Consider the following 26,949-nt stretch of genomic DNA (forward strand, 5'->3'; position numbering starts at 1 on the left):
CCACGCGTCCGCCTGCGGCTAGGATCGGCGCATGAAACGCCTTCTGCTCGCCTGCCTGCTGCTCGCCGCCGCCTTCGCCGCTCCCGCCTTCGCCGAAGGCCAGTTCAAGGTGCTGGTGGTGGCGATCCCCAACCGCTACCACCACGACTACGCCGTGGTCGCCCGGCCGCAGTTCGAGCGCATGGCCCTGCGCCACGGCTTCGACCTGGACTGGCGCTGGAACGCCAGCCCGTTCGACGAAGACCTCTCGAAGTACGCGGCCATCGTTCTGCTCAACACCCCGGGCGACGAGCTCAAGGGCGCCCAGCGCGATGCCCTGCAAGCCTACGTGCGCGCCGGCGGCGGCGTGGTCGCCGTGCATCGCGCCCTGATCTTCAACCCGCCCGGCGACTGGCCCTGGTTCGAGCAGCTGGTCGGCCGCGCCTTCCGCATCCACCCGATGGTGCAGACCGCCATCGTGCGGGTCGAGGACCCGGGCTTCCCCGCCGCCTTCGGCCTGCCCGCGCGCTGGATCTGGACCGACGAGTGGTACGAGTTCGGGCCGCCGCTGGCGCAGGGCCTGCGCACGGTGCTGTCGGTGGACGAGCGCAGCTACGACCCCACCCGGATCTGGCCCGGCCAGACCGCGCGCGGCATGGGCGCCGACCACCCGGTGGCCTGGTACCACGCCTACGACGGCGGCCGGGTGTTCGTCACCGCGCTGGGACACACCCCGGCGCTGTACGACGACGCCCTGTACCTGGAGCACCTGTACGGCGGGATCTGGTGGGCGGCGACAGGTAAGGGGATCGAACGGGAAACGCCTGCCGCCCTCAACCCACCGGCCGCCGGTACATCGCCGCGCTGATGCACGACAGCACGCTGACCACGAACCAGCCGAACGGGAACAGCGACAGGGTCAGCAGCCAAGTGATCACGCCGGCGGCGCAGGCGGCCAGGAACCAGAGCACCGCCGACAGCACCCGGCCCTGCACCAGCTGGCCCAGGCCGGGAATGAAGAAGCTGCAGATCGCGGCGATGACGTTGCCTGCGGAACCGGGGCCGGTGCTCATCGGGGGCTGACTCCTTGGAGGTTGCCTGCATGGTCGCCGATGCGGGAATGGCGGCCAGTGAAGAAGGTCACGCCTGCGCGCCCCTACAGCAACCCGTCGCGCTTGACCGCCAGGTAGCGCTCGACCAGGGCGGCGGGAAGATCGGCGGCGGCCACGTCCAGGGTCATCACCCTTCGCCGGCGCAGGGCGTCGTGGGCCCCGGCGCGCTGTTCCAGGTAGCGGGCGACGGCGCCGGCGCGGATCGCGCCGGGCAGGTCCTCGACCTCGCGCGCCAGGGCTTCGTCGAGCACGCGCTCGCGCAGGCTGGCCACGCACACCAGGTGCCGGCGCTGGAGCAGGCGCACCGCGGCGAGCAGGTCGTCGCTGTCCTCGTCGCGGACGTTGCTGGCGATCATCACCAGGCTGCGGCGGCGCTGGCGCAGAGCCAGTTCCTCGGCCATGGCCAGGTAGTCGGTCGCCACCACCTGCGGCTGCAGGTCGAAGCTGCCGCGCAGCAGGCCCTGCAGGGCGCCCGGTCCGCGCCGCGGCGGCACCCAGCGCGGCTGCGCGCCGGTGGCCATCAGCCCGACCGCATCGCCCTGGCGCAGGGCCAGCCAGGCCACCACCAGCGCGGCGTTGAGGGCGTGGTCGAAGTGCGACAGCCCGCCTTCGCTGGCGAGCATGCGCCGGCCGGTGTCCACCACCAGCAGGAGCTGCTGGTTGCGCTCGTCCTGGTACTCGCGCGAGATCAGCTTGCGGGCGCGGGCGGTGGCCTTCCAGTCGACCTGGCGCAGGCTGTCGCCGGTGCGGTACTCGCGCATCTGCTGGAAGTCGGTGCCTTCGCCGCGGCGGCGGCGCAGGTGGGCGCCGACCAGCAGGGAAGCCTGTTCGGCGCTGAACAGCGCCAGCCGCGCCAGCGGGGCGAAATCGGGGTAGACGCGCACCTCCTGCGCGCCGCCGGCGATGCGCAGCCCGGTCCACAGCCGCCACGGCGAATGCAGGCGCAGTTGCACGCCCTCGAACGCGAAGCGGCCGCGCGCGGCCGGCAAAAGCCGGTAGCGGAAGCGGACGATGCTGGCCGCCGGCAGCTGCAGCCGGCGCGGCAGGTCGTCGGCCTGCCAGCCGGTCGGATGCAGGTCGAATGCGTCCACCCGCAGGCGGCGGTGCGATTCCAGCGCCACTTCGACCTCGCGCGGCACGCCCACCGCCAGCGCGTCGGGCAGGGCGCGGGTGGCCGCCGGCGTGGGCAGGCGCCACAGGCGCAGGGCATCGAGCGCGGCCAGCGAGGCGAGCGCGGCCACCAGCAGCCCCCACGCCTGCATCGGCACGACCCCGAGCACCGGCAGCAGGCCGGCGAGGCCGCACAGGACCAGCAGCACCAGCAGCGGCGGGGATGGCCTCATCCGGCCAATCCGGTGCGGCGGGCCAACGAACGCGCGCCACTCACTGCCGCGGCGCCTCGACCCGCGCCAGCAGGGCGCGCAGCACGTCGTCCGGCGACTGGCCGTCGATCTGCAGTTCCGGCGCCAGGGCGATGCGGTGGCGCAAGGCGGGCGTGGCCACCGTGCGCACGTCGTCGGGGGTGGCGAAGTCGCGCCCACCCAGCACCGCCTGCGCCCGCGCGGCGCGGACCAGGGCGATGCTGCCGCGCGGGCCCGCCCCGAGGGCGATGCCCGGCCACTGCCGGGTCGCGGCGACAATGCGCACCGCGTAGTCGATCACCGCCGCGTCCACCGTCACCTGGGCGGTGCCCTGCTGCATCGCCACCAGTTCGGCGGCGCCGACCACGCACCGCACCTGCGACAGCTCGAAGTCGCCACCGCCGCCGCGGCCGGCGGTCACCTGCGCCACCATCCGCACCTCGTCCTCCTGGCGCGGATAGCCGATCAGCACCTTCAGCAGGAAACGGTCCAGCTGCGCTTCCGGCAAGGGATAGGTGCCCTCCTGCTCGACCGGGTTCTGGGTGGCCAGGGCCATGAACGGCGGCGGCAGGGCGAACGACTTGCCCTCGATCGTCACCTGTCCTTCCTGCATCACCTCCAGCAAGGCCGACTGGGTCTTGGCCGGGGCGCGGTTGATCTCGTCGGCCAGCAGAAGGTTGGTGAACACCGGGCCGCGGCGGATCTTGAAGCTCTCGGTCTTGGGGTCGTACACCGCGTGGCCGCTGACGTCGCTGGGCATCAGGTCCGGGGTGAACTGGACCCGGCCCCAGTCCAGCGCCAAAGCCTGGCCCAGCGCGCGCACCAGCAGGGTCTTGCCCAGCCCGGGCACGCCCTCGATCAGGACGTGGCCACCGGCCAGCAGGGCGACCAGGATCTGGTTGAGCACCTCGTCCTGGCCGATGAAGGCCTTGGCGACCTCGTCGCGGACGGCGGCGGCACGCTCGGCCAGGGCCTCGCCGGTGATCGGGGCAAGCGCGGTGGCGGTGGGGTGGGCGGTGTCGGTCATAGCCGGTTCCTCATCTGGATCAGGGTGCGCACGCGGGCGAAGAAGGCGTGGCGGTCGCGGGGTTCGGGGGCGGTGAGTGCGTCGCGCACGGTCATGTGCGGCAGCTCCAGGCGCTGGGCAATGGCGGCGATGCGGGCGTCGCCGGCCAGCGCCGCGGCGGCCGGGTCGCGGCGCTGCAGGCGGGCGAGGAAGGCCTGGCGCGCGGCGGCGTGCAGCGCGGGCGCCTGGCCGTAGCGGTACAGCAGTTCGCCGCTGGCGCGCACGTGCTCGAGCAGCGAGCGCCGGTCCGCCGCCGGCGACGGCAGCCACGGGCCGAAGCGCTGGCCGCGCCGCCACAGCCACGCCGCCAGGGCGAGCGCCAGCGGCAGCCACACCGGCCAGCCGCGGCGCAGCAGCTCGCGCCACAGCGACACCGCGCGCGGCGAATGCACCAGGTGCACCTGGCCGCGGCCGTAGTTGGGCGCCAGCAGCTGCCGCGCCAGGGCCTGGTGCGGGACCTCGTCCAGCGCCTCGTTGTCGAGGAAGTCGAAGTCGGCGGCCACGTCGACGCTGCCGCGGCCATGGGCCAGCCGCGCCCAGGCGTAGCCGTGCTCTTCGTCGCCCCAGCGCAGGCGCACGCGCGCGGCTTCGTCGAGTTCGAAGCGGCGGCCGCGGCAGAACTCGACGTGGCTCTCCTCGCCTTCGACCAGCAGGGTTTCGCAGCGTGTCGAGCGCAGCTCGCCGCCGATCCCGAGCCGGCGCAGCAGGGGCGGCGGGACGTCGTCGCCGTCCAGGCCCGGCGGCGGCGTGCGCACCAGCAGGTGGCCGCCGCGCGCCACCCAGGCCAGCACGGCGTTGACGTCGCGAATTGCTATTGCCGAGGGATCGCCGTACAGCAGAACGGTGTCGCCCGGCGCGTCGGCGAAGCGTTCCGGCTGCAGGGCCTGCCGCGTCTGCGCCTCAATGCCGTCGGCGCGCAGGGCCTGGCGCAGGGCATAGAGCGGATTGACCGCCGCTTCGCCCTGCGGCGGCAGCGGCAGCTCGCGCTCGACCCGCTCGTGGGTGTGCAGGAACCAGGCGACCAGGACCGCGAGCAGGACCGCGCCCACCAGCGCGCCCAGCCCGACCAGCCGCCAGCGCCAAGCCGCGCTCATGGCGTCCACGCCCACTGCGCCTGCGACTGCTGCAGCAGGGTTTCGAAGCCGGCGTCGTCGGGCAGGCGCCCGGCATAGGCCGCGTACTGCCAGACCTTGACCATGCGCGCGAACAAGCCGCGCGCCTCCTCGCCCGGCAGCTGGCGCGAGGCGCGCAGGCACTGCGCCTCGGTCGCGCCCGGCGGCAGGGCGGCGCCGGTGCGCGCGGCCATGGCCTCGACGCTGGCGCGGTACAGCAGGGCCAGGGCGGCGCGCTGGCGGCCCTCGCTCCACAGCCGGCGCGCGGCGGAGGGGATGTCGTCGGGCAGGGTCTCCGGCAGCGCCAGTTCGTCCACCTGGGCGGCGGCCGGCGCCTTGCGCCGCGCCGCGCGGCCGGTGCCGCGCAGCCAGGGCAGCCAGTGGCGCGCGGTGAACGCCAGCACCAGCAGCACCGCGCCGAGCAGGATCCACAGCCCCCATTCGGCACCCAGCGCGACCAGGCCGGCGAGCGCGTCCAGCCAGGCCGGGCGTTCGACGCTGCGCTCCTTCGGCGTGGCCGGGTGCTTCGGCTTCCACTCCACCAGCGTGCGCTTGCCGCCGATCAGCGGATCCTCGTAGGCCTTGGCGGCGGCGCGACGGAAACCGGCGTCGTCCTGCAGCTCGCGGCCGAACACGACCGGCAGGGTCGGGACGTCTTCGGCTTCCGCTTGGCCGTCCTGCGCCTGCACCGGCGGCGCTACCAGCGCGGCCAGGCCGATGGCGAACACCACCAGCAACGGCGCGGCGCGCGCCAGCAGGCGCTCGCGCAGGCGCCGGAACGCCAGCTCCACGTCCCAGGCCTCGCTCTCGCTGCGGCGGTTGAGGTACATGCCGAAGCCGGCGGCGACGTAGAACGGCCCGACCACCGCCAGCGCCGCCGCGGCGGCGACGTTGAAGCACAGGTCCAGCCACCGCGGCGGGCCGTCCTGCAGCAGGCCCCAGAACGACTGCAGCGAGCCGGGCAACTGCTCGGCCGGGACGAACAGGAACACCGCGGCGATGCAGCCCAGCAGCAAGGCCAGCTCGAAATGCGCGCAGACCACGGTCAGCAGGGCCGCCTGCATGTACACCGGCCCGGCGACCACCCGCCGGCGCATGCCGCGCTGCGCGCCCTGGCTGCCCTCCAGCAGGTCCACCGGCATCAGCAGCGACCGCGCCGGGCCCAGCCGCCGCCACGACAGGTAGCCGCCCAGCATCGGCCGGGCGAAGCGCCACTGCGCGCGCAGGGCGGCCAGCGCCCCCGGCGCCTGGCCGAACACCGCGCGCGACAGCACGTACAGCACGATCCGCTCCAGCGCCGGCTTCAGCCACCACAGCGCCAGCCAGGCCAGCCACGGCTGGCCCAGCGCCCACGCCAGCGCGTTGAGCGCGGCGAACAGCGGCAGCAAAGCCAGCAGCCACGGCCGCCACACTGCGCCCGCATGCCGGCGCAAAAGCGCGGTGCCCAGCTCCATCGCCTCCCAGGACGAGCGCGGGCGCAGGTTGACCTGCAGGTCCTCAGGCCGCATCGGCGTCCTCCGCCGCGCGGCCGTGGCCGCCGCGCCACAGCCAGCCCAGCACCGCCAGCCACAGCAGCCCGGCCACACTGAACTTGATCCAGGCCGGGATCGACTGGGTCGAGGACCAGAACGCCTCGACGAACGCCGCCAGCAGCAGCATCACCGCCACCCCCAGGCACAGCCGCGCGCCGATCCGCCCGGCCTGGACCAGGGCGTCGCGGCGGCGGCGGCGGCCGGGCGCGACCAGGTCCAGGCCCAGGCGCAGGCCGGCGCCGCCGGCGATCACGATCGCGGTCAGCTCCAGCGCCGCGTGCCCGGCGACGAAGCGCCAGAACGGATCGCCCGAGCCGATCGCCTGCAGGTGCCCGGCGACCGCGCCGATGGTCACGCCGTTGGCGATCAGCACCACGATCGTGCCCACCCCGGCCAGCAGCCCGCCGGCGAAGGTGCGCAGGCCGATGCTGATGTTGTTCATGACGTAGTGGCCGAACATCTGCCAGTCGCTGCCGCTGTCGCGGCCCAGCGCCTGGCGCGGATCGGCCGGGTCGTACATCCGTTCCATCTGGGCGAGGGTCATCGGGTCCAGCACGTGGTGGACCAGTTCCGGCTTCCACTGCAGCAGGGCGAACAACCCCACCAGCGGCAAAGCGAACAGCGCCGTCGAGGCCCACATCACCCCCGCCTGCTGGCGCACCAGTTGCGGGAAGCCGGCGACCAGGAACTCGAGCGCGCGCTTCCAGCGCGGCGGCGGCGCCCGGTACAGCACCGCGTGGCCGCCCTGCATCAGCTGCTGCAGGCGCTCGACCAACGGCGGGCTGTAGCCGCGGCGGCGGGCCAGCGCCAGCTGCTGGCACAGGCGCCGGTAGCGGGCCGGCATCTCCTCGTCGGGCACTGCACCGGTTCCGGCGGTGCGCGAACGCCCGGGACCGCCGCCACGGCGCTGCAGCCACTGCTCGAACGCCTCCCATTCGGCCTGGTGGCGGGCGACGAACTGCTCCTGCCTCATCGCCGCCCCAGCAGGCCGTTGGCGATGCCGAACAGGCGGCGCACGCCTTCCATCCCGGTCGCATCGGTCAGCGGCTGCAGCAGCCCGGCCAGTTCGGCCTGGCGCGCCGGCACAAGCTTGGGCGCGCGCTCGCCGAAGGCCACGATCGCCGCCTGCTCGTCCGAACGCAGGGGCTGCCCCGGCGCCAGCGCCGGCACCCCCGGCACCGGCGCGTGCGCGAGCCGCGCCGGCACGTGCACCACCACGGTGTCGGCGACCAGGTCGCCGAGGCGGCGGCTGTCGCGGTCGCACAGGCAGGCCACCAGCCCGGCGGCATAGCCGAACGGCAGCATGTCCACGCTGCGCAGCAGGTTGCGCACGATCGCCGGCAGCCAGCCCACCGGCGCGCCGTCGCCGGCGACCACCCGCAGGCCGAGCACGCGCTTGCCCGGGGTCTGCCCACGCCAGAGCACCTCGAACACGATCGGATAGGCCCAGAACACCAGGAACAGCGCCACCAGGTACAGGCCCTGGCCGAGCCGGCCGAGCAGCGCCAGCACCATCGACAGGATCATCAGCACGCCCAGGCGCACGGCGAAGTCGATGCCCCAGGCCAGCGCCCGTGGCACCGGGCCGGCGGCCGGCAGGTGCAGGGCCACGCCCTCGGGCGTGACCACCTCGCGATAGGTGTCGAGCATGGCCGGCGGCGCCTGCGATGGCGCGTGCGCGTCCGTGCCGGATGTGGGCCGGCGCTCCTGCCGGCGGGCTGCCTGTGGCGGCATGCGGTCCCCGCTCCTTTCCCCGCGCGACTGTAGCGGCCAGGGGCGGGCTTGGGTAGGCGCGGGCGGGCGATCCGGCGGGGGTGGCGCCTACACTGGCGCGGTGAGCGCGCCTTCCGCCAACCCTTCCTTCGCCTGCCGCGGCGGCTGCGCCGCGTGCTGTACGGCGCCGTCGATCACCTCGCCGATCCCGGGCATGCCGCAGGGCAAGCCGGCCGGGACGGCCTGCGTACAGCTGGACGCGGACCTGCGCTGCCGCCTGTTCGGCCGCCCGGAGCGGCCCGCGTTCTGCGCCTCGCTCAGGCCCGGACCGGAGATGTGCGGCGCCAGCCGCGGCGAGGCGATGGCGATCCTGGCGGCGCTGGAGGCGGCGACCGCGCCGGCTCAGGCCCCCATGCCCAGGTAGCGGTCCTTGAGCCGCACGTAGTGGTCGGCCGAGTAGTGCAGGCCCTCGATGTCCTTGGCGCTGAGCGCACGCGCCGGCCGCGCCGGGTTGCCGACCCACAGTTCCCCGCGTGGCACCCGCTTGCCCGGGCCGACCACCGCGCCGGCGCCGATGAAGGCCTCGTCCTCGATCACCGCGCCGTCCAGGACGCAGGCGCCCATGCCGATCAGGCAATGATCGCCGATGGTGCAGGCGTGGATGATGGTGCCGTGGCCGACGGTCACGCCCTGCCCGACCAGGGTCGGGTAGCCGCCCTTGTTGTACGGGCTCTCGTGGCTGACGTGGACGATGGTGCCGTCCTGGAGGTTGCTGCGGGCGCCGATGCGGACGAAGTTGACGTCGCCGCGGATCACCGTGCCCGGCCAGACCGAGACGTCATCGCCGAGCTCGACCTCGCCGATCACGCTGGCGGCCGGATCGACGTACACGCGTTCGCCCAGCACCGGGCGCTTGTCGAGGAAGGGTCGCAGGTTCTGCATCGGCCGATTGTATCGGCCGCACACCGCTATAGTCGGCCCATGCCCGAACCCAATGTTCCCCCGGCGACCGCCGACGCTGCTGCGGCCGGCCTGGAGCCCGCGCTCGCCCGCCTGCGCGACGCGTGGCAGGTGCAACGCCCGGACCACGCCCAGCGCCGCGACGACCTGCGCCGCCTGCGCGCCGCGCTGAAGGCGCGGCTGCCGCGGATGGCCGACGCGATCGCCGCCGATTTCGGCCACCGCTCGCGCCACGAGAGCCTGCTGGCCGACGGCATGACCGTGCTGGCCGCGATCGACCACCTGCTGCGCCACCTGCGCGGCTGGATGCGGCCGCGCCGGGTCGGCGCCGGCTGGCGGCTGTGGCCAGCGCGGGCGCAGCTGCGGCAGGTGCCGCTGGGCGTGGTCGGGGTGATCTCGCCGTGGAACTACCCGGTCAACCTGGCGCTGATCCCGCTGGCCACCGCGATCGCCGCCGGCAACCACGTCTTCCTCAAGCCGTCCGAGCACACCCCGCGCACCGCGGCCTTCCTGCGCGAACTGCTGGCCGAAGTGTTCCCGCCGGATCGGGTGGCGGTGGCCGAAGGCGGCGCGGAGGTCGCCGCCGCGTTCGCCGCGCTGCCGCTGGACCACCTGGTGTTCACCGGGTCCACCGCGGTCGGGCGCAAGGTGATGGCCGCCGCCGCGCCGAACCTGACCCCGCTGACCCTGGAGCTGGGCGGCAAGTCGCCGGCGATCGTCTGCGCCGACTATCCGCTGGAGCGCGCCGCCGCGCGCCTGGCCACCGGCAAATGGTTCAACGCCGGCCAGACCTGCATCGCCCCGGACTACGTGCTGCTGGTCGGGCGCGGGCGTCGCGACGCGCTGGTGGACGCCTTGCGCGCGCAGGTCGCGGCGCGCTACGGCAGCCTCGACGGCGCGGCGCCGGACTGGACCCGGATCGTCAACGACGCCCAGTTCGCGCGCCTGCAAGGCGGCCTGGACGAGGCCCGCGCGCGCGGCTGCGAGGTGCTGCCGCTGGCCGCCGGCCACGACCCGGCGCGGCGGCTGTTCGCGCCGGTGCTGGTGCTCGATCCGCCGGACGACATCGCGCTGATGCGCGAGGAGATCTTCGGCCCGGTGCTGCCGCTGGTGTGCGTGGATACGCTCGACCAGGCGATCGCCTTCGTCGCCGCGCGCGAGCGGCCGCTGGCGCTGTATCCCTTCAGCCTCGACCGCGCCGCGGTCGAGGCGATCCTGGCCGGTACCGTGGCCGGCGGGGTCACCGTCAACGACACCCTGCTGCACTTCGCCGCCGAGAATCTGCCGTTCGGCGGGGTCGGCGCCAGCGGCATGGGCGCCTACCACGGCCGCGCCGGCTTCGACGCGATGTCCAAGGCCCTGCCAGTGCTGTGGCAGCCGCGGCGCAGCGCCACCGACCTGTTGCGCCCGCCCTATGCGCGGATCGGGAAGCTGATCGGCTGGCTGCTGCGCTGAGCGTCCTGCGCGGGCGCGAAGGCGGGTCTCCGCCGCGCGCTCAGCCCGGGCCGCCGCGCAGCCACTCGCGGGCGAAATCGTCGGCCGGCATCGGCTTGCCGTACAGAAAGCCCTGGCCCTGGTCGCAGCCCAGCGCGCGCAGGCAGGCGGCCTGCGCGGCGGTCTCGATGCCCTCGGCCACCACCACCAGTTCCATCGCCTTGGCCATGCCCACCACCGCGCGGACGATCGCCTGGTAGCCCGGGCGCTCGAGCACGCCCTGGACGAAGCTCAGGTCGATCTTGAGCTTCTCCAGGCGGAATCGGTTGAGCTGGGACAAGGAGGAATAGCCGGTGCCGAAGTCGTCCAGGGTCAGGGCGAAGCCGGCGTCGGCCAGGCGGTCGGCCATGGCGCAGGCCAGCTGCGGATCGCCGGCCATCGCCGTCTCGGTCAGCTCCAGCTCGATGTCCGCCGGGGTCGCTCCGGCCTGGCGCACCACCGCCTCGGCGCGCTCGGCGAAACCGCCCTGGGCCAGCTGCCGGGCCGACACGTTCACCGCCATCCGCCACGGCAAAGGGCCGCGCCGCGACCAGCGCCGGTAGTCCTGGGCGGCGCGGCCCAGGGCCCAGTCGCCAAGCGGGCCGATCAGGCCGCGCTCCTCGGCCAGCGGGATGAACTCGCTCGGGCTGACCCAGCCCAGCTCCAGGTCGTACCAGCGCGCCAGCGCCTCGACCCCGACCAGTCCGCGGGTGCCCAGGTCGACCTTGGGCTGGTAGTGCAGGGCCAGCTGGCCGCTGCGCACGGCCGCCTCCAGCCTCGTGGCCAGGCGGATGCGGCGCTGCACGGTCGCGCTCATCTGCCGCCGGTACATGCCGTAGCCGTGGCCGCCGGCGGACTTGGCCTCGTACATTGCGATCTCGGCGTGGCGGATCAGCTCGGCCGGCTCCTCGCCGTCCTCCGGCGAGACCGCGACGCCTATGCTGGCGCGCGGGAAGAAGGCGCGCCCGCCCAGTTCCAGCGGCTGGTCCAGCGCCTGCAGCAGGTGCTCGGCCACGGCCACCGCGCCCTCGATCCCGGTATCCGGCAGGATCGCCATGAACTCGTCGCCGCCCACCCGCGCCAGGGTCGCCTCGCCGCGCAGCAGAGGCCGCAGGGTGGCGGCCACCTGCACCAGGGCGGCGTCGCCGGCATCGTGGCCGTCGCTGTCGTTGATCTCCTTGAAGCGGTCCAGGTCCAGCATCAGCACCCCGACCTGGGCCGCCCGGGCGGCGGCCAGCAGGCGCTCCAGCTGCAGCCGGGCCATGTTGCGGTTCGGCAGCCGGGTCAGCGGGTCGTAGTGGATCAGCTGGCGGATGCTCTCCTCGGCCTGCTTGTGCCGGGTGATGTCCAGGACCGAGCCGATCATGCGCACCGCATGGCCTTCGCCGTCGGTCTCCAGCTGGCCGCGGGCCTCGACCCAGCGCACCTGGCCGCCGACCAGCACCCGGTGTTCCAGGGCGAAGGCGTCGCCGGCCAGGGCGCGGTTCCAGACCCCGCGCACGTGCTCGATGTCGTCCGGATGGACACAGCTGAGGAAGCGGGCCACGTCCACGGTCTCGTCCTCGGCGATGCCGTAGATGCGGTAGGCCTCCGGGGTGAGCTGCGAGCGCCAGCTGTGCAGGTCCACGTGCCAGCTGCCGACCCCGGCGCGCGCCTGCGCGTCCATCAGGATCCGCTCCAGGTGGCGCTCGCGGGTCAGGTCCTGCAGGCTCAGCAGCAACGGCCCGCCCTCGGCGAGCACGCGCAGGCTCAGCTGCATCGGGAAGCCGACGTGCTGGGCGATCCCGCTGCAGTGCAGGCGGGCCTCGCAGTCGATGTGGCCGCCGGCCACGGCGCCGGCCAGCAGTTCGTCCAGGTCCGGGATCTGCAGCAGTTCGGCCAGCGGCCGCCCGGGCCAGCGCTCGCGGGCGGCGGCGAAGCGTTCGGCGCAGGCGGGGTTGACGTCCAGGACCCGGCCGTCGGCGCGCAGCAGCAGCACCGGCAACGGCAACGCCGCCAGTGCCAGACCCACCTGTGGATCCAGTCCTTCCATGCTCCGCCTCTGAGCCCCCCCAACATCGTTAGCGGTTCGGACCGGGGGAACTGCAGGCCCCGCGGCCGTGATGCCCCGGCACTGTAGCGCCTGCGGGCGCCGGGCGGCGCGCCGGATCCCGGGGTCGCCGCCGTCGCCGGCCCGGGGCCGGCCGGACCGATAGAATCAGCGGCCCGCCTCCGTCCGCCCCGCCATGCGCATCGCCAGCTGGAACGTCAATTCGCTCAACGTCCGCCTGCCCCACCTGGAGCAGTGGCTGTGCGGCTTCGCCCCGGACATCGTCGGCCTGCAGGAAACCAAGCTGGAGGACCACAGGTTCCCCGACGCGGCCCTGGCCGAACTCGGCTACCGCAGCGTGTTCTCCGGGCAGAAGACCTACAACGGGGTGGCGATCCTGGCCCGCGAGGTGCCGCGCGACGTGCTGGTCGGCGTGCCCGGCTTCGAGCACGAGCACCGGCGCGCGATCAGCGCCACCGTCGGCGACCTGCGGATCGTCAACCTGTACGTGGTCAACGGCCAGGACGTGGGCACCGAGAAGTACGCGTTCAAGCTGGAATGGCTGGCGGCGGTCCGCGCCTGGCTGGAGGCCGAGGCCCGCGCCCATCCGAAGCTGGTGGTGATGGGCGACTTCAACATCGCCCCGGACGACCGCGACGTGCACGACCCGGCGGTCTGGAACGAGGGCCACATCCTCACCTCGGCGGCCGAACGCGCCGCCCTGCGCGGGCTGCTCGAACTGGGCCTGCACGACGGCTATCGCCTGCTGCACCAGGACGGCGGAGTGTTCAGCTGGTGGGACTACCGCCAGGCCGGCTTCCGCCGCGACCTGGGCCTGCGGATCGACCTGACCCTGGTGTCCGAGGCCCTGCGCCCGCAGGTGGCCGCCGCCGGGATCGACCGCGAACCGCGCACCTGGGAACGGCCCAGCGACCATGCGCCGGCCTGGATCGAGCTGGCCGGCTGACCGTCGCCGCCGGCACTTCCTGCGGGCGGGCGCCGGCAAAGACGAAGGCCCGGCATCGGCCGGGCCCTCGCTTCCCCATCGTGCGGCGTCGGCTCAGCGCACCCGGCCGCGGGTGAACAGGTTGACGATCGCCAGCAGGATCACCGCGCCGATGATCGAGAACAGGAAGGTGCGGATCGTGATCGCCTCGTTGATGCCGCCGCCGAACAGCCAGCCGGCCAGGACCGCACCGACGATGCCGACCACGATGTTGAGCAGGATGCCCTGCTGCGCGTCGCGGCGCATGATCAGGCTGGCCAGCCAGCCGACGATGCCGCCCACGATCAACCAGATGATGATGCCCATGACGTCCGTCTCCTCAGGTCCGTACCGGTCGCCCCGCCATCCGGGGCGTTCGCGGCCATCAGACGCGCGCCGGCGTGAAGCGGCCGTATATCCATGAATATCCAGTCCTCGCCCCCCGACCGCTGGCGCTTCGGCCCGGTGCAGGTGCAGGCGCTGCCGCACGTGCCCGGCCTGCGCGGCGAACCGCAGGTGCGCGGCCTGCTGGCCGACTGGCTGCAGCGCCCGGACGACGACGGCCTGCCGCTGGCGCGCGACGCCCACGGCCGGCCGCGCCTGCTGGCCCCCTTCGACGACCGCGACGCCGGCTGGAGCCACAGCGGCGACCAGCTGCTGCTGGCCCTGGGCGAAGGCGTCACCCTCGGCGTGGACCTGGAGCGCCAGCGTCCGCGCCCGCGCGCGCTGGAGCTGGCGCGGCGCTTCTTCGCCCCGGCCGAGGCCGAGCGCCTGGCCGCCCTGGCCCCGGAGCGGCGCGAAACCGCGTTCGTGCGCCTGTGGTGCGCCAAGGAAGCCGTGCTCAAGGCCCACGGCCGCGGCCTGGCCTTCGGCCTGCACCGGCTGGAGCTGGGCGGCGAAGACGGCGATCCCGACGCACCCCTGCGCCTGCTGGCCTGCGACCCCGCGCTGGGCGACCCGCGGACCTGGCAGCTGCGCGAATGGATCCCGCAGCCCGGCTACCAGGCCGCCGTGGCCTGGCACCCGCGTTCGGCCTGGCCGGCGGATCGCTGACGACCGCTTCCCTGGCCCGGTCGCGCCATCGGCGATACTGGCCGCCATGGACACCCCCTTCCCCGACTCCCTGCGCCCGCGCCTGGACGCCGGCCTGGACGCGCTCGGCCTGGACGCCGCCCTGGCCGAGCCGCTGCTGGCCTACCTGGCCCTGCTCTCGCGCTGGAACCGCACCTACAACCTCACCGCCATCCGCGACCCCGAGGAGATGGTCACCCGCCACCTGCTCGACTCGCTGGCCATGCATCCCTACGTCCAGCCCGGCGCCCTGGCCGACCTGGGCACCGGTCCCGGCCTGCCCGGGATCCCGCTGGCGATCGTCCGCCCGGACCTGCAGGTGACCCTGGTCGAGAGCAACGGCAAGAAGGCCCGCTTCCTGCGCGAGGCGGTGCGCCAGCTCGGCCTGGGCAACGCCCGGGTGGCCGAATCCCGCGCCGAGGCGGTGGCCGAACCCGGCGCCTACGCCCAGATCACCGCCCGCGCCCTGGACACCCTGGCCGGGATCCTGGAGGTCGGCGGCCACCTGCTTTCGCCCTCCGGCCGGCTGCTGGCGATGAAGGGCATCGACCCGGTGGATGAGATCGCCGCCCTGCCGCCGGGCTGGACCGCCCTGGCCGTCCATGCCCTGGCCGTGCCCGGACTGGGCGCGCAGCGCCACCTGGTCGAGGTGGGCCGGGCGGGGTGAAATCCGCATAATGGCCCGTTCCGGACCCCGCACGTCCCCGTCCCACAAGGCATCCCGCATGGCCGCACGCATCATCGCCATCGCCAACCAGAAAGGCGGCGTCGGCAAGACCACCACGGCCGTCAACCTGGCCGCCGCGCTGGCGCGCGCGCCCAAGCGGGTCCTGCTGGTGGACCTGGACGCCCAGGGCAACGCGACCATGGGCAGCGGGGTGGACAAGCGCGAGCTGGAGGCCTCGACCTGCGACGTCCTGCTGGGCGAGCGCGACGCGCGCGCCACCGTGGTCCGCACCGCCGAGGACTTCGACCTTTTGCCCGGCAACATCGAGCTGACCGCCGCCGAGATCCAGCTGATGGACGCCGAAGGCCGCGAGCAGAAGCTCAAGGCCGCGCTCGATCCTTTGCGCGACGACTACGACTTCATCATCGTCGACTGCCCGCCGGCCTTGTCGCTGCTGACCCTGAACGCCCTGGCCGCGGCCGATTCGGTGATCGTGCCGATGCAGTGCGAGTACTACGCGCTGGAAGGCCTCAGCGCCCTGCTGGACACCATCGAGGCGCTGCGCGCCCAGGTCAATCCGGTGCTGGAGGTCGAAGGGGTGCTGCGGACCATGTTCGACGTGCGCAACAACCTGGCCAACGCGGTCTCGGCGCAGCTGACCGAGCATTTCGGCGACAAGGTGTTCCGCACCATCGTGCCGCGCAACGTGCGCCTGGCCGAGGCGCCCAGCTACGGCCAGAGCATCGTCGGCTACGACCGCGCCTCGCGCGGCAGCGTCGCCTATCTCGGCCTGGCCGGCGAGGTGATCCGCCGCCAGCACGAACGCGAGCGCGGCCCGGCGCGCCACGCCGACCCGGCGGAGGTGGCCTGATGAGCACGGCCAAGAAGCGCGGCCTCGGCCGCGGCCTGGAGGCCCTGCTCGGCCCCAAGGGCGCCGCCGCGGCCACCGCCCCGGCCCAGGTCGAGCAGCCGCAGCCGGGCGACGTCCTGCGCACCTTGCCGGTGGCCCAGCTGCAGCCGGGCAAGTACCAGCCGCGCCGGGACATGGACCCGGCCAAGCTCGACGAACTGTCGGCCTCGATCCAGGCCCAGGGCGTGATCCAGCCGATTGTCGTGCGCGAGATCGGCAAGGACCGCTACGAGATCGTCGCCGGCGAGCGCCGCTGGCGCGCCTCGCAGCTGGCCGGGCTGGCCGAGGTGCCGGTGGTCCTGCGCGAGCTGGACGACCGCACGGTCATCGCCATGGCCCTGATCGAGAACATCCAGCGCGAGGACCTCAACCCGCTGGAAGAGGCCCAGGCGCTGCAAAGGCTGATCGACGAGTTCGCCCTGACCCACGCCGAGGCCGCCGCCGCGGTCGGCCGCTCGCGCGCGGCGGTGTCCAACCTGCTGCGCCTGCTCGACCTGCCGCCGGCGATCCGCGCCCTGGTCGAAGCCCGGCGGCTGGAGATGGGCCATGCCCGCGCCCTGCTGACCCTGTCGCCGGAGTTGGCCAGCCGGCTGGCCTCCGAGGCCGCCGAGCACGGCTGGTCGGTGCGCGAGGTCGAGCACCGCGCCCAGCAGTTCGCCGCCGGCAAGGTGCCGGTGAGCGGCAATGCCGCGCGCAAGGCCAAGGGCGCGCGCGCGCAGCAGCCGGACATCGCCTCGCTGGAGACCGAGCTGTCCGAATCGCTCGGGGCCAAGGTCGCCATCGCCCACGGCAAGGGCGGCAAGGGCCGGCTGGTGATCCACTACACCGACCTGGACACCCTGGACGGAGTGCTGGAACGGCTGCGCAGCCGGCAGGGCTGATCCTCCCGTTCCGGCTTACGCCGGACCCGCTTCCGCGCAATTCCTTGTTCACCCGGCGCTTGCGACAATGCCGGCACCTGACCCGGGCTCCCCCATGACCGTGCTCGTCACCGGCGCCGCCGGCTTCATCGGCGCCTACACCTGCCAGGCCCTGGCTGCGCGCGGCGAGCGCGTCGTCGGCCTGGACAGCTACAACGACTACTACGACCCGCAGATCAAGCGCGACCGGGTCGCCGCGCTGTGCCCGGGCGTCGACATCCGCCGCCTGGACCTGACCGACCGCGACGGCCTGGCCGCGCTGTTCGACGAGGTGCGGCCCGAGTACGTCGTCCACCTCGCCGCCCAGGCGGGGGTGCGCTATTCGCTGCAGAACCCGCACGCCTACGTCGCCAGCAACCTCGACGGCTTCGTCAACATCCTCGAGCTGTGCCGGCACCGCGGCGTGCGGCACCTGGCCTACGCCTCCAGCAGTTCGGTCTACGGCGACTCGGCCACCCCGCCGTTCTCCGAGGACCAGCGGATCGACCGGCCGCGCTCGCTGTACGCGGCGACCAAGGCCGCCAACGAGCTGATGGCCTACACCTACGCCCAGCTTTACGGCCTGCGCGCCACCGGCCTGCGCTTCTTCACCGTCTACGGCGCCTGGGGCCGGCCGGACATGGCGCCTTTGCTGTTCTCGCGCGCGGTCCTGGCCGGGCGCCCGATCGAGGTGTTCAACCAAGGACGGATGCGGCGCGACTTCACCCACGTGTCCGACATCGTCGCCGGCGTGCTCGGTGCGCTGGACCACCCTTCGGACGAGGCGGTGCCGCACCGGGTGTTCAACCTCGGCAACCACACCCCGGTGGAGCTGGAGCATTTCATCGGCGTGATCGAGCGGGCCGCCGGCCGCCCGGCGCAGAAGGTCTACAGGCCGATGCAGCCGGGCGACATGGTCGAGACCATGGCCGACACCGCGCGCGCGAAGGCCGCCTTCGGCTTCGAGCCGCGCACCGCGATCGAGGACGGCCTGCCGCCGGTGGTGGCCTGGTGCCGCGACTACTTCGGCGACGCCGCCTGATCAACCCTTTCCTTCCTTTTCCCCGCGACGCCATGTCCCCACCCGAGCTTTCCGTCGTCGTCCCGGTGTTCAACGAACGCGACAACATCGCCCCGCTGGTCGCCGAGATCGTCGCCGCCCTGCGCGGGCGGATCGCGTTCGAGATCGTCTACGTCGACGACCATTCGCGCGACGACTCGCTGGCCGTGCTCGAGGGCCTGAAGGCGCAGGTGCCCGAGCTGCGGGTCCTGCACCACGTCGCCCAGAGCGGGCAGAGCACCGCCGTGCGCAACGGCGCCAAGGCCGCGCGCGGCGCCTGGATCGCCACCCTGGACGGCGACGGCCAGAACGACCCGGCCGACATCCCGAAGCTGCTGGCCGCGCGCGACGCCGCCGCGCCGGAGGTGAAGCTGTTCGCCGGCTGGCGGGTGGACCGCCAGGATTCCGGCTCCAAGCGCTGGGCCAGCCGCTGGGCCAACCGCATCCGCGCGCGCATGCTGCGCGACGACACCCCGGACACCGGCTGCGGGATCAAGCTGTTCGAGCGCGAGGTGTTCCTGGACCTGCCCTACTTCGACCACATGCACCGCTACCTGCCGGCGCTGGTCCAGCGCGCGGGCTTCAAGACGGTGAGCGTGCCGGTCAACCACCGCCAGCGCACCGCCGGGGTGTCCAAGTACAACAACCTCGGCCGGGCCCTGGTCGGCATCCGCGACCTGCGCGGGGTGGCCTGGCTGATCGCGCGCAGCCGCCGCACCGCGGTGCAGGAGCGCTGAGGTGGAACTGCACTGGCTCGACCAGCCGCTGACCTGGCTGTACTGGACCGGGCTGCACGTCACCGGCTGGAAGCTGATCGGCTACATCGGCGCGCTGATGTTCGGCGGTCGCTGGCTGGTCCAGTTCGTGGCCTCGCGCCGGGCCGGCAAGCCGGTGATCCCGCGCCTGTTCTGGTACATGAGCGTGCTCGGCAGCCTGATGACCCTGAGCTACTTCCTGTTCTCGGCCAAGCAGGACTCGGTAGGCGTGCTGCAGAACCTGTTCCCGGCCTTCACCGCCCTCTACAGCCTGCACCTGGACATCCGGCACCGCGGCTGGAAGCGGGACAAGGCGCCAGCCTGACCGGCGGGAACCCGGTTGCAATCAGTCACTTGCCCCGGCATAATGCGCGGCTCGCTGCGTCCGGCCCGTCCGGATCGGCGGCCCGGGAGCGCGATCCGGGGCCGCCACGGCATCGAACCCCTTCCCGCATCGCGTACGGCCCGCCCCCTGCCTTTCCAGAGCGAGGGACGCGCCGCGGGGCCGCCGTCTCCCGGGCTATGGGCGACACCAGACCTTTCGAGGTGCGTATGTCCCGCGTTTGCCAAGTTACCGGCAAGGGCGTGCAGACCGGCAACAACGTCTCGCACGCAAACAACAAGACCCGCCGCCGTTTCCTCCCCAACCTGCACGAGCGCCGCTTCTGGGTGGCCTCCGAGAACCGTTGGGTGAAGCTGCGCGTTTCCACCGCTGCCCTGCGCACCATCGACAAGAACGGCATCGACGCCGTCCTGGCCGAGCTGCGCGCGCGTGGCGAGAAGATCTGAGGAGTAATCGACCATGGCTTCCAAGCGCGACAAGATCCGCCTGATCTCCTCGGCCAACACCGGCCACTTCTACACCACCGACAAGAACAAGAAGAACACGCCGAACAAGATGGAGATCAAGAAGTACGATCCCGTCGTTCGCAAGCACGTGATCTACAAGGAAGGCAAGATCAAGTAATCCCGGTCGCCTTCCGGAATGGAGAAGCCCGCCGCATGGCGGGCTTTTTCTTTGCGCGCCACCGTGCCTTTGCGCCATGGGGGGCCGCACCCCAGAATCGCCCCATCCCCACCGCCTCCGCCTGCCATGACGGACTGGTCCCCCGGCACCGCCCTGCTCGCCCTGGACTGGCTGATCCGGCTGGCGGCCTTGTGGTGGATCCCCAGCCGCAGCGCGCCGGCGGCCGCGCGCAGCTGGCTGCTGCTGGTGGGCTTCGTGCCCCTGCTCGGGCTGCCGCTGTACCTGCTGTTCGGCCACCCCTGGCTGTCGCGCGAGCGGGTCCTGCGCCAGGCCCGGGCCTCGCAGGCGATCCGCGCCGGGCAGCTGCCGCAGAAGGCCCTGCGCTGGCGGCCCCCGGCCACCGGCCCGGCCGCCGAGACGGCGCCTTTGGTCGAGCGCCTGGGCGCGTTCATGCCGGTGCGCGGCAACGCGGTGGAGCTGCTGGACGACTACGACGGCTCGCTGGCCGCCCTGCTGGCCGACATCGACGCCGCGCGCGAGCGCGTGCACCTGCTCTACTACCTGATGTTCGACGACGCGGTCGGCGCGGCGGTGGCCGATGCCTTGGTCCGGGCCGCCGGGCGCGGGGTGCGCTGCCGGCTGCTGCTGGACGCGGTCGGCGCCAAGCGCGGCTACCGCGCCTTCGCCCGGCGCCTGCGCGCGGCCGGGGTGGAGGTCCACCCGATGCTGCCCGGTGGCCTGCGCTGGCGCCGCAGCGGGCGCATGGACCTGCGCAACCACCGCAAGATCGCGGTGATCGACGACCACGTCGGCCACATCGGCTCGCAGAACCTGGCCGACGCCCGGTTCGTGCCCGGCCACCCCAACCGCGAGCTGGTCGCGCGGGTGCGCGGGCCGGCGGTCTCGCACCTGGAGGCGGTGTTCGCCAGCGACTGGTACCTGGAGACCGGACAGCAGCTGGAAGTCTCGCCGCAAAGGCCCGTACACGACGAGGACGTGGCCGTGCAGCTGCTGCCCAGCGGCCCGGCCTATCCCTTCGCCAACGCCCGCGACACGGTCAACGCCCTGATCCACCTGGCCCAGCACCGGCTGGTGCTGGTCACCCCGTACTTCGTGCCCGACGACGCCACCCTCAGCGCCCTGCGGATCGCCGCGCTCTCCGGGGTGGAGGTGCAGCTGATCCTGTCGGCCAGCAACAACCAGCGCCTGACCGCCTGGGCGCAGCACTCCTACTACGAGGAACTGCTCCAGGCCGGGGTCCGGATCGCGCTGTACCGGCCGCGCTTCCTGCACGCCAAGCACCTGAGCGTGGACGACGCGGTCGCCCTGGTCGGCTCGATCAACCTGGACATCCGCTCCTTCGCCCTCAACGCCGAGGCGGGCCTGCTGTGCTACGACCGCGGCGTGGTCGCGCGGATGCGCGCGATCGAGGCCGACTACCTGGCCGATGCCGAACAGGTCCAGCTGGCGGCATGGCGCCGGCGCGCGCCGTGGCGGCGCAGCCTGGAAGGCCTGGCGCGGCTGGCCGATTCGTTCATGTAGCCGGGCGCGAAGGTTTCCGCCGGTACAATCGGCCGATGCAGTCCCGATACGACATCGCCATCGTCGGCGGCGGCGCGGCCGGCGTGCTCGCCGCGATCCAGCTGCTGCGCCAGGCCCGCGGGCCGCTGGCCATCGCCCTGCTGGAACCGGCGCCGCGGCTGGCCGAGGGCGTGGCCTATTCCACCGCGCGCGGCGAGCACCTGCTCAACGTCCCGACCGGGCGGATGAGCGCGCTGCCGGAACAACCGGAGGATTTCCTCGACTGGCTCGCCACCCGCCCCGGCCATGCCGACCAGCCGCGCGAGGCGCTGGCGGCCGGCTTCGCGCCCCGCCGCGACTACGCCCACTACCTGCGCGAACGCCTGCGCCAGGCGATGGCCGCCAGCCCGGCCCGCCTGGACGTGGTTCCGCACAGGGCCGGCGCCCTGCTGCGCGCGGACGGCGGCTGGACGATCGAGGCCGGGCCGGAGCGGATCGCCGCGCGCCGGGTCCTGCTCGCTGCCGGCAACGCGCCGCGGCCCTTGCCGGTGCGCGGTTCCGGCGCCCTGGCCAAGCCGCGCCTGATCGACGCCTGGGACTACGACGGCATCGCCGCGATCGGTCCGGAGGCCAGCGTCTGCATCGTCGGCACCGGCCTGAGCATGGCCGACGCGCTGCTGACCCTGGCCGCCAACGGTCACCGCGGCCAGGTCCACCTGCTCTCGCGCCACGGCCTGCTGCCGCTGGCGCACGCGCCCGCGCATGCGCTCGACGAAGGGTTCGAGGTCGAATCCCTGCACGCCCTCGGCACCCGCGCGCGGCTGCGCGCGATCCGCGCCCGGGTCCGCGACGCGGGCCAGCACGGCCTGCCCTGGCAGGGGGTGATGGAGCGGCTGCGGCCGCACGGCCGGGCGCTGTGGCGCTCTTTGCCGGCGGCCGAGCAGCGCCGCTTCCTGCGGCATGCGCGACGCGCGTGGGATATCCATCGCCACCGGGTCGCGCCGCAGGTGCAGGCCGCGCTGCAGGCCCTGCACGACAGCGGCCGCCTGCACCTGCACCGCGCCCGCCTGGACCTGGCGGTGGCCGGCCAGCGCTGCGTGCAGCTGGGCGCACGCACCCGCGACGGCCGCACCCTGGTCCTGGACGTCGACCACGTGGTCAACGCCACCGGGCTGGAACTGCGGGTGCAGGCCATGCGCAACCCGCTGCTCGATCGACTGCTGGGCGAAGGCCACGCCTGTCCCGGCGCCCATGGCATCGGCCTGGCCAGCGACGGCGATGGGCGCCTGCTCGATGCCGACCGCCGGCCCCAGGACGACCTGCGCGTGATCGGCAGCCTGCGCATCGGCCAGGACTGGGAAACGATCGCGGTGCCGGAACTGCGAATGCAGGCCGAAGCCGTCGCCCGCGACTGGCTGACGCCTAAGACAGCGCGGCCAGGGCTCTGCGCAGCTGTTCGTCGGGCGGCAGCGACACCTCCACGGTGACCACGTCGGCCTCCCCGCGCGGATCCTCGAGCGCGGCGAACTGGCTCTGCAGCAGCGACACCGGCATGTAGTGGCCCTCGCGCGCGCCCATGCGCGCGCCGATCAGGTCCGCATCGCCATGCAGGAACAGGAAGCGCAGGGGCAGCCCGGCGGCGCGCAGCAGGTCGCGGTGGCCCCGGCGCAGGCCGGAGAAGGCCAGCGCCACCCGCTCGCCGGCCGCGACCCGCGCACGCAGGTCGGCGGCGATGCGCTCGACCCAGGGCAGGCGCATCGCGTCGGTCAGCGGCCGGCCGCTGCCCATCCACGCCTTGGCCTCGTCGCTGTGGAAATCGTCGGCATCCAGGAAGGTCGCCGGCCACGCCGCCGCCAGCGCCTGCGCCAGGGTGGTCTTGCCGCTGCCGGACACGCCCATGACCACGGCCACGCGCGTCTCGCCGCCGGCCGCCGCAGGTGGAATGCCGGTGGTGCTCATGCGCCCGCCTGGCCAACGACCGCGGCCGGCGTCGCCTCCGACGGCGGCAGTTCCACCCGCACCCGGTAGCGGCGCCCGGGTTCGATCGAGCCGAGCCGGTCGCCTTCCAGCCACTGCCCGTCCACCGCCACGCGCCGCGCCCGCAACCCCGCGACGCGCTCGACTTCCAGCTCGAACTCCGCGCCGCGGAACCGCCGCCACGCGCGCAGCCGCGGCCAGTGCGACGGCGGCTGCGGTGCGATCCGCAGGCCTTGGCCGTCGCCGCGCAGGCCGACCAGCGACTCGACCAGGCAGCGGTACAGCCAGGCCGCGGTGCCGGTGTTGAACAGCTGACTGGAGCGGCCGGCGGTGCGCGGATGCAGGCGCCAGGCGCCGCGGTAGTAGTTGGGTACGAACACCGGCAGCTGGCCGCGCTGCAGGCATTCGTCCGGACCGGGCCCGGTCAGCATCGCCCGCAGGGCCGACCAGGCGCGGTCGGTTTCGCCGGCGCGGTACAGCGCATGCATCCAGAACGCGGCGGCATGGTTGTAGACCGCGCCGTTCTCGGCCGAGCCGGGGAACTTCTGGGTCAGCCGGCCCACGTCCTCACGCATGCCGGTATAGGGCGGACCGAGCATGGCCACGCCGTGCGGCGAGACCAGTTCGGCCTCGACCGCCGCCAGCAGGCGCGTGCGCTGGCCGGGGTCGGCCGCGCCGCTGAGCAGGGCCCAGCTCTGCGGGTTGAGGTAAATGCGTCCTTCCGCGTCGGCGCGCACGCCGAAGGCCACGCCGTCGTCGGTGATGCCGCGGCCGTACCAGTCGCCGTCCCAGAGATGGGCGTTGACCGCGGCGTTGAAGTCCTCGGCGCCCTGGCGGAAGCCGGCCGCCGCCTCGATCCGGCCGTGGCGCTGGCAGATGTCGGCCCACAGTTGCAGCGCATGCGCGCTGGCCAGCGACAGCCAGCCGGAGACGCCGCGGCCTTTCCAGCCGACCATGTTCATCGGGTCGCACCAGTCGCCCTGGGCGATGTAGCTGAGCCCGCGTCCGTCGCGCTGGCCGAGCAGCCAGTACATGGCGCGGTCGATGCGCTCGGCGACGCTGGCGGCATGGCCTTCGCGGTCCGTCACCTCGACGTCGAGCAGGGCGTCGTCGCCGGTCTCGTCCAGGTAGGCCTGCAGGCACACCGGCAGCCACACGCAGTGGTCGGTGTGCGGCACCTGGTTGATGTACTTCAGCTCGGCGCCCTCGACCAGGAGGATGCCGTCCGGCATCGCTCCGTTCGGCTCCTGCTGCGACAGCGCGTGCAGGAACGCCGCCCGCGCCGTCGCCGGCCGCAGGTAGGCCATGCCCATGTGGTCCTGCAGGTAGTTGCGGGTCTGCGGGTCGGTGGTCAGGCGGTTGGAATCGCCGTGGTAGTAGACCTGGCGCGGCAGCCAGTGGTTGGCGAAGTCGTCCAGCCACGGATCGGGCGTCTCGATCCGCACGCAGCCGCGGCCTTCTTCCAGGTAGTCGGCGTACGCCGCTTCGGCCGCGGCGAATCCGGCCGCGGACAGGTGCCGCGCGCGCAGCGCGGCGATCTCCGCGTCGTCGTGCGCCGGCGCGAACAGGAAGCGGAACTCCTGCGCCTCGTCCGCCGCCAGCGCCAGGTGGTACTGCAGGGCCGCGGTCGGAGTCTCGTACAGGGCGTCGCCGCACTCCAGGCGTCCGCGGCCGACCGCATCGGGCGCATGCAGGCCGCCGGCGCCCTCGAACGCGGCCTGATTGGCTTCCCACGCATCCGGCGCGCGCTCGTGCAGCAAAACGGTGCGGTCCTTGAAGTCGCGCTGGCGGAACCAGTCAGCAACCTTCTGGTACGGGGTGACACTGTCGCAGACGATCCCGCCCAGGTCCTCGCGATAACGCCCGGACTGGTTCATCCACGACATGTAGCCGACCGGGAAGTACGGATACAGGCTGATCCGGCGCGCGCGGCCGGAGACGTTGCGCACGCGCAGCGTCCACAGTTCGGCCACGTCCTCCAGCGGCAGCCGCACCGACCATTCCAGTTCGATCCCTTCCCCGCGCACCGTCCAGGCCACGTCGCCCTGGCCGACCGAGAATGCGAAGGCTTCCGGCGTCCGGTTCGCCGGCGCGTGCGGCAGCGAGAACAGCGCGCCGCTGTCCTCGTCCTTCACGTAGCAGAAGCGGCCCGGATGATGGGCGTAGTACGGCTGCTCCGGCTGCATGAAGGTCTTGGCCTCCAGGTTCGGCGCGTGCGCGTACTTGGCCGGCTCCGGCTGCATGAATTGGGCGGTGGCGTAGCCGCGGCAGTTGAGCTGCAGCAGCATCCGCCGGTTCCACAGGAAGGTGGAGGCCTGCGCCATCGCGGTCGGGCTGCGCAGGACGAAGCGCCGACCCTGCTGCTCGAAGCCGTAGAAGGGGGTGTTGCTCATGCGGTCGCCTCCCGGCGTGCCTGCAGGTCGGACTGGACCCGGGCCAGGGCCGCATCGTCCAGCGGATAGAAGCGCATCACCCACGCCGCCAGCAAAGCCACCACGCCCGGGATCACGGTGAGCAGCAGGACGATGCCCAGGCGCGAGGCGTCGGACTGGGCCTGGTTGGCGACGTAGCCCATGCCGGCCAGCATCCAGGCGATCAGGGCCGAGGCCAGGGCGCCGCCGAACTTCTGCGAGAACGCCGCCGCAGCGAAGGTCATCGCGGTGGCGCGGCGGCCGGTCTTCCACTCGGTGTAGTCGGCGCAGTCGGCGTACATCGAGAACGCCAGCGGCGACTTCGGCCCCAGCAGCAGGCCGACCACGGTGTTGAGGCCGAACGCCAGCCAGATCTGTTCCCGGGGCACGAAGTACATGGCGCAGCTGGCCACGCCGACCGCGGCCATCAGCAGCATCAGCAGGCGGCGCTTGTCGATGAAGCGGGTCAGTACCGGGGTCAGCGCCGCGCCCACCGCCAGCGCCACCGAGTAGCTGCCCAGGAACAGTCCGGTCAGCTCGGGCCGGCCGATGTGGTACTTGAGGTAGTACACCAGCGAGCCACTGCGCATCACGATGGTGACCATGATCACCAGGGCCAGCACGAACAGCACCAGCCACGGCCGGTTGCGCAGCAGGTCGAGGATGTCCTGCCGGACCGCGTTGCGCTGCTGCGGCGGCGGCTCGATGCGCTCGCGGGTGGTGGCGAAGACGATGGCGAAGCACACCGCCGCGACGATCCCGTACAGGCCCAGGGTCAGCTGCCAGCCCAGCGGCTCGTCGCCGCGGCCCAGCCAGCGCACCAGGTCCAGGGTCAGCCAGTTGACCACCGTGGTGCCGGCGAAGGCGGCGATGAAGCGGAAGCTGATCAGGGTGGTGCGCTGCTGGCTGTCGGCGGTCATCACCCCGCTCAGCGCCGAGTACGGCATCGCCAGCACGGTGTAGGCCAGCATCATCAGGGTGAAGGTGCCGTACGCCCACAGCAGCTTCCCGCCGCCGTCCAGGTCGGGCACGGTCCAGGTCAGCACGCCGGTGAAGGCCAGCGGCAGGGCGCCGTAGAGGATGTACGGGCGGAAGCGGCCCCAGCGGGTGCGGGTGCGGTCGGCGATCGCGCCCATCATCGGATCGGTGACCGCGTCCACCAGCTTGGTCACCAGCATCATGGTGCCGACCGCGCCGGCGGCCAGGCCCATCACGTCGGTGTAGAAGATCAGCAGGAAGGCCGAGATGTTGGCCCAGTACAGGTTGAAGCCGAAGTCGCCGATGCCGTAGCCGAGTTTCTCGCGCAGCGGCAGGCGCGCGCCGGCGTCGCGCGTGCGCGGATGGCCGGCATGCGCCGTGTTCTGGTCCTGCGTCATGCCCTCGCCCCCG

The 26,949-nt window shown here is 73.2% G+C and carries 28 protein-coding genes; 15 read left to right on the forward strand and 13 right to left on the reverse strand.

The window, feature by feature from the left end; translation table 11 throughout:
* The first annotated feature begins 31 nt into the window (after positions 1-31).
* A complete protein-coding gene (locus tag CSC62_RS12875; protein ID WP_162407036.1) occupies positions 32-847 on the forward strand; it encodes a ThuA domain-containing protein in 816 nt (271 codons plus the stop codon).
* Here the strand turns inward: CSC62_RS12875 and CSC62_RS12880 are convergent.
* From CSC62_RS12880 to CSC62_RS12910, 7 genes are all read right to left on the reverse strand, one after another.
* Entirely contained in the window at positions 813-1,052 is a 240-nt protein-coding gene (locus CSC62_RS12880) for a hypothetical protein (RefSeq protein WP_162407038.1), read from the reverse strand. The genes CSC62_RS12875 and CSC62_RS12880 overlap by 35 nt on opposite strands.
* Positions 1,053-1,135: 83 nt before the next feature.
* On the reverse strand, positions 1,136-2,434 hold the full coding sequence (locus CSC62_RS12885) for a DUF58 domain-containing protein (protein WP_162407040.1): 1,299 nt from the start codon (positions 2,432-2,434) through the stop codon (positions 1,136-1,138).
* Between the two features lie 40 nt (positions 2,435-2,474).
* Positions 2,475-3,479, reverse strand: a complete 1,005-nt coding sequence (locus CSC62_RS12890) for an AAA family ATPase (RefSeq protein ID WP_162407042.1) — start codon at positions 3,477-3,479, stop codon at positions 2,475-2,477.
* The gene (locus tag CSC62_RS12895) at positions 3,476-4,612 is read right to left on the reverse strand and encodes a DUF4350 domain-containing protein (protein WP_162407044.1); all 1,137 of its coding nucleotides are present in this window, start codon (positions 4,610-4,612) and stop codon (positions 3,476-3,478) included. Before CSC62_RS12895 ends, CSC62_RS12890 begins: the two co-directional genes overlap by 4 nt.
* A complete protein-coding gene (locus tag CSC62_RS12900; protein WP_162407046.1) occupies positions 4,609-6,138 on the reverse strand; it encodes a DUF4129 domain-containing protein in 1,530 nt (509 codons plus the stop codon). Before CSC62_RS12900 ends, CSC62_RS12895 begins: the two co-directional genes overlap by 4 nt.
* Positions 6,128-7,135, reverse strand: a complete 1,008-nt coding sequence (locus CSC62_RS12905; RefSeq protein ID WP_162407048.1) for a stage II sporulation protein M — start codon at positions 7,133-7,135, stop codon at positions 6,128-6,130. Before CSC62_RS12905 ends, CSC62_RS12900 begins: the two co-directional genes overlap by 11 nt.
* Positions 7,132-7,812 (reverse strand): RDD family protein, encoded by a 681-nt coding sequence (locus CSC62_RS12910; RefSeq protein ID WP_162407050.1) that lies wholly within the window; start codon positions 7,810-7,812, stop codon positions 7,132-7,134. The genes CSC62_RS12905 and CSC62_RS12910 overlap by 4 nt, the downstream gene beginning before the upstream one ends.
* Before the next feature lie 184 nt (positions 7,813-7,996).
* Here CSC62_RS12910 and CSC62_RS12915 point away from each other — a divergent pair, with 184 nt between their 5' ends.
* On the forward strand, positions 7,997-8,299 hold the full coding sequence (locus CSC62_RS12915; RefSeq protein WP_162407052.1) for a YkgJ family cysteine cluster protein: 303 nt from the start codon (positions 7,997-7,999) through the stop codon (positions 8,297-8,299).
* On the opposite strand, the gene CSC62_RS12920 is transcribed toward CSC62_RS12915, so the two are convergent.
* Entirely contained in the window at positions 8,278-8,817 is a 540-nt protein-coding gene (locus tag CSC62_RS12920) for a gamma carbonic anhydrase family protein (RefSeq protein ID WP_162407054.1), read from the reverse strand. The genes CSC62_RS12915 and CSC62_RS12920 overlap by 22 nt on opposite strands.
* A gap of 39 nt (positions 8,818-8,856) precedes the next feature.
* Between CSC62_RS12920 and CSC62_RS12925 the strand changes: the two genes are divergently transcribed.
* Positions 8,857-10,290 carry an aldehyde dehydrogenase family protein gene (locus tag CSC62_RS12925; RefSeq protein WP_162407056.1) on the forward strand — a complete coding sequence of 478 codons (1,434 nt, stop codon included), beginning with the start codon at positions 8,857-8,859 and terminating at the stop codon, positions 10,288-10,290.
* 40 nt (positions 10,291-10,330) lie between these two features.
* On the opposite strand, the gene CSC62_RS12930 is transcribed toward CSC62_RS12925, so the two are convergent.
* The gene (locus CSC62_RS12930) at positions 10,331-12,319 is read right to left on the reverse strand and encodes a putative bifunctional diguanylate cyclase/phosphodiesterase (protein ID WP_162407058.1); all 1,989 of its coding nucleotides are present in this window, start codon (positions 12,317-12,319) and stop codon (positions 10,331-10,333) included.
* A gap of 214 nt (positions 12,320-12,533) precedes the next feature.
* Here CSC62_RS12930 and xth point away from each other — a divergent pair, with 214 nt between their 5' ends.
* Positions 12,534-13,304 carry an exodeoxyribonuclease III gene (gene xth / locus CSC62_RS12935; RefSeq protein ID WP_162407060.1) on the forward strand — a complete coding sequence of 257 codons (771 nt, stop codon included), beginning with the start codon at positions 12,534-12,536 and terminating at the stop codon, positions 13,302-13,304.
* A gap of 93 nt (positions 13,305-13,397) precedes the next feature.
* Here xth and CSC62_RS12940 read toward each other — a convergent pair whose 3' ends face one another.
* Positions 13,398-13,649, reverse strand: coding sequence for a GlsB/YeaQ/YmgE family stress response membrane protein (locus tag CSC62_RS12940; RefSeq protein WP_162407062.1), 252 nt, complete (start codon positions 13,647-13,649; stop codon positions 13,398-13,400).
* A 93-nt stretch (positions 13,650-13,742) separates the two neighbouring features.
* Here CSC62_RS12940 and CSC62_RS12945 point away from each other — a divergent pair, with 93 nt between their 5' ends.
* The 11 genes from CSC62_RS12945 (at position 13,743) to CSC62_RS12995 (ending at position 22,659) form a co-directional block, all read left to right on the forward strand.
* Positions 13,743-14,375: a 4'-phosphopantetheinyl transferase family protein gene (locus CSC62_RS12945; RefSeq protein WP_162407064.1), complete on the forward strand. Its 633-nt coding sequence runs from the start codon at positions 13,743-13,745 to the stop codon at positions 14,373-14,375.
* Between the two features lie 46 nt (positions 14,376-14,421).
* Entirely contained in the window at positions 14,422-15,060 is a 639-nt protein-coding gene (rsmG, locus tag CSC62_RS12950; protein WP_162407066.1) for a 16S rRNA (guanine(527)-N(7))-methyltransferase RsmG, read from the forward strand.
* A gap of 58 nt (positions 15,061-15,118) precedes the next feature.
* Entirely contained in the window at positions 15,119-15,931 is an 813-nt protein-coding gene (locus tag CSC62_RS12955; RefSeq protein WP_162407068.1) for a ParA family protein, read from the forward strand.
* The gene (locus tag CSC62_RS12960) at positions 15,931-16,851 is read left to right on the forward strand and encodes a ParB/RepB/Spo0J family partition protein (RefSeq protein ID WP_162407070.1); all 921 of its coding nucleotides are present in this window, start codon (positions 15,931-15,933) and stop codon (positions 16,849-16,851) included. Before CSC62_RS12955 ends, CSC62_RS12960 begins: the two co-directional genes overlap by 1 nt.
* Positions 16,852-16,945: 94 nt before the next feature.
* On the forward strand, positions 16,946-17,911 hold the full coding sequence (locus CSC62_RS12965) for an NAD-dependent epimerase/dehydratase family protein (protein ID WP_162407072.1): 966 nt from the start codon (positions 16,946-16,948) through the stop codon (positions 17,909-17,911).
* 32 nt (positions 17,912-17,943) lie between these two features.
* Positions 17,944-18,666, forward strand: coding sequence for a glycosyltransferase family 2 protein (locus CSC62_RS12970; protein WP_162407074.1), 723 nt, complete (start codon positions 17,944-17,946; stop codon positions 18,664-18,666).
* 1 nt (position 18,667) lies between these two features.
* Positions 18,668-19,009, forward strand: coding sequence for a lipid-A-disaccharide synthase N-terminal domain-containing protein (locus CSC62_RS12975; RefSeq protein WP_162407076.1), 342 nt, complete (start codon positions 18,668-18,670; stop codon positions 19,007-19,009).
* Between the two features lie 227 nt (positions 19,010-19,236).
* Complete coding sequence (rpmB, locus tag CSC62_RS12980; RefSeq protein ID WP_019398348.1) at positions 19,237-19,473, forward strand: 50S ribosomal protein L28; 237 nt, start codon at positions 19,237-19,239, stop codon at positions 19,471-19,473.
* Between the two features lie 13 nt (positions 19,474-19,486).
* A complete protein-coding gene (gene rpmG / locus CSC62_RS12985) occupies positions 19,487-19,651 on the forward strand; it encodes a 50S ribosomal protein L33 (RefSeq protein WP_036191471.1) in 165 nt (54 codons plus the stop codon).
* A 126-nt stretch (positions 19,652-19,777) separates the two neighbouring features.
* On the forward strand, positions 19,778-21,193 hold the full coding sequence (gene cls / locus CSC62_RS12990) for a cardiolipin synthase (RefSeq protein WP_162407078.1): 1,416 nt from the start codon (positions 19,778-19,780) through the stop codon (positions 21,191-21,193).
* Between the two features lie 35 nt (positions 21,194-21,228).
* Entirely contained in the window at positions 21,229-22,659 is a 1,431-nt protein-coding gene (locus tag CSC62_RS12995; RefSeq protein ID WP_162407080.1) for an FAD/NAD(P)-binding protein, read from the forward strand.
* Here CSC62_RS12995 and CSC62_RS13000 read toward each other — a convergent pair.
* Genes CSC62_RS13000 through CSC62_RS13010 form a run of 3 tightly spaced genes read right to left on the reverse strand, consistent with a single transcriptional unit; the run spans position 22,595 to position 26,936 of the window.
* A complete protein-coding gene (locus tag CSC62_RS13000) occupies positions 22,595-23,131 on the reverse strand; it encodes a gluconokinase (protein WP_170298371.1) in 537 nt (178 codons plus the stop codon). The two genes, CSC62_RS12995 and CSC62_RS13000, sit on opposite strands and share 65 nt — an antisense overlap.
* Positions 23,128-25,542, reverse strand: coding sequence for a GH36-type glycosyl hydrolase domain-containing protein (locus CSC62_RS13005; protein ID WP_162407082.1), 2,415 nt, complete (start codon positions 25,540-25,542; stop codon positions 23,128-23,130). The genes CSC62_RS13000 and CSC62_RS13005 overlap by 4 nt, the downstream gene beginning before the upstream one ends.
* On the reverse strand, positions 25,539-26,936 hold the full coding sequence (locus CSC62_RS13010) for an MFS transporter (RefSeq protein WP_162407084.1): 1,398 nt from the start codon (positions 26,934-26,936) through the stop codon (positions 25,539-25,541). The genes CSC62_RS13005 and CSC62_RS13010 overlap by 4 nt, the downstream gene beginning before the upstream one ends.
* Positions 26,937-26,949 lie beyond the last annotated feature (13 nt).

This window comes from Pseudoxanthomonas jiangsuensis (assembly GCF_010093185.1).
Classification (GTDB): domain Bacteria; phylum Pseudomonadota; class Gammaproteobacteria; order Xanthomonadales; family Xanthomonadaceae; genus Pseudoxanthomonas; species Pseudoxanthomonas jiangsuensis.

Excerpts from the sequence above, each read along its gene's own strand:
- rsmG (WP_162407066.1), top strand. The coding sequence starts at position 14,422 with ATGGACACCCCCTTCCCCGACTCCCTGCGCCCGCGCCTGGACGCCGGC.
- xth (WP_162407060.1), top strand. The coding sequence starts at position 12,534 with ATGCGCATCGCCAGCTGGAACGTCAATTCGCTCAACGTCCGCCTGCCC.
- cls (WP_162407078.1), top strand. The coding sequence starts at position 19,778 with ATGACGGACTGGTCCCCCGGCACCGCCCTGCTCGCCCTGGACTGGCTG.
- CSC62_RS13000 (WP_170298371.1), bottom strand. The coding sequence starts at position 23,131 with ATGAGCACCACCGGCATTCCACCTGCGGCGGCCGGCGGCGAGACGCGC.
- CSC62_RS12880 (WP_162407038.1), bottom strand. The coding sequence starts at position 1,052 with ATGAGCACCGGCCCCGGTTCCGCAGGCAACGTCATCGCCGCGATCTGC.
- CSC62_RS12900 (WP_162407046.1), bottom strand. The coding sequence starts at position 6,138 with ATGCGGCCTGAGGACCTGCAGGTCAACCTGCGCCCGCGCTCGTCCTGG.
- CSC62_RS12940 (WP_162407062.1), bottom strand. The coding sequence starts at position 13,649 with ATGGGCATCATCATCTGGTTGATCGTGGGCGGCATCGTCGGCTGGCTG.
- CSC62_RS13005 (WP_162407082.1), bottom strand. The coding sequence starts at position 25,542 with ATGAGCAACACCCCCTTCTACGGCTTCGAGCAGCAGGGTCGGCGCTTC.
- CSC62_RS12920 (WP_162407054.1), bottom strand. The coding sequence starts at position 8,817 with ATGCAGAACCTGCGACCCTTCCTCGACAAGCGCCCGGTGCTGGGCGAA.
- CSC62_RS12925 (WP_162407056.1), top strand. The coding sequence starts at position 8,857 with ATGCCCGAACCCAATGTTCCCCCGGCGACCGCCGACGCTGCTGCGGCC.
- CSC62_RS12890 (WP_162407042.1), bottom strand. The coding sequence starts at position 3,479 with ATGACCGACACCGCCCACCCCACCGCCACCGCGCTTGCCCCGATCACC.
- CSC62_RS12905 (WP_162407048.1), bottom strand. The coding sequence starts at position 7,135 with ATGAGGCAGGAGCAGTTCGTCGCCCGCCACCAGGCCGAATGGGAGGCG.
- CSC62_RS12970 (WP_162407074.1), top strand. The coding sequence starts at position 17,944 with ATGTCCCCACCCGAGCTTTCCGTCGTCGTCCCGGTGTTCAACGAACGC.
- rpmB (WP_019398348.1), top strand. The coding sequence starts at position 19,237 with ATGTCCCGCGTTTGCCAAGTTACCGGCAAGGGCGTGCAGACCGGCAAC.
- CSC62_RS12945 (WP_162407064.1), top strand. The coding sequence starts at position 13,743 with ATGAATATCCAGTCCTCGCCCCCCGACCGCTGGCGCTTCGGCCCGGTG.
- CSC62_RS13010 (WP_162407084.1), bottom strand. The coding sequence starts at position 26,936 with ATGACGCAGGACCAGAACACGGCGCATGCCGGCCATCCGCGCACGCGC.
- CSC62_RS12895 (WP_162407044.1), bottom strand. The coding sequence starts at position 4,612 with ATGAGCGCGGCTTGGCGCTGGCGGCTGGTCGGGCTGGGCGCGCTGGTG.
- CSC62_RS12885 (WP_162407040.1), bottom strand. The coding sequence starts at position 2,434 with ATGAGGCCATCCCCGCCGCTGCTGGTGCTGCTGGTCCTGTGCGGCCTC.
- CSC62_RS12955 (WP_162407068.1), top strand. The coding sequence starts at position 15,119 with ATGGCCGCACGCATCATCGCCATCGCCAACCAGAAAGGCGGCGTCGGC.
- CSC62_RS12995 (WP_162407080.1), top strand. The coding sequence starts at position 21,229 with ATGCAGTCCCGATACGACATCGCCATCGTCGGCGGCGGCGCGGCCGGC.
- CSC62_RS12960 (WP_162407070.1), top strand. The coding sequence starts at position 15,931 with ATGAGCACGGCCAAGAAGCGCGGCCTCGGCCGCGGCCTGGAGGCCCTG.
- rpmG (WP_036191471.1), top strand. The coding sequence starts at position 19,487 with ATGGCTTCCAAGCGCGACAAGATCCGCCTGATCTCCTCGGCCAACACC.
- CSC62_RS12875 (WP_162407036.1), top strand. The coding sequence starts at position 32 with ATGAAACGCCTTCTGCTCGCCTGCCTGCTGCTCGCCGCCGCCTTCGCC.
- CSC62_RS12910 (WP_162407050.1), bottom strand. The coding sequence starts at position 7,812 with ATGCTCGACACCTATCGCGAGGTGGTCACGCCCGAGGGCGTGGCCCTG.
- CSC62_RS12965 (WP_162407072.1), top strand. The coding sequence starts at position 16,946 with ATGACCGTGCTCGTCACCGGCGCCGCCGGCTTCATCGGCGCCTACACC.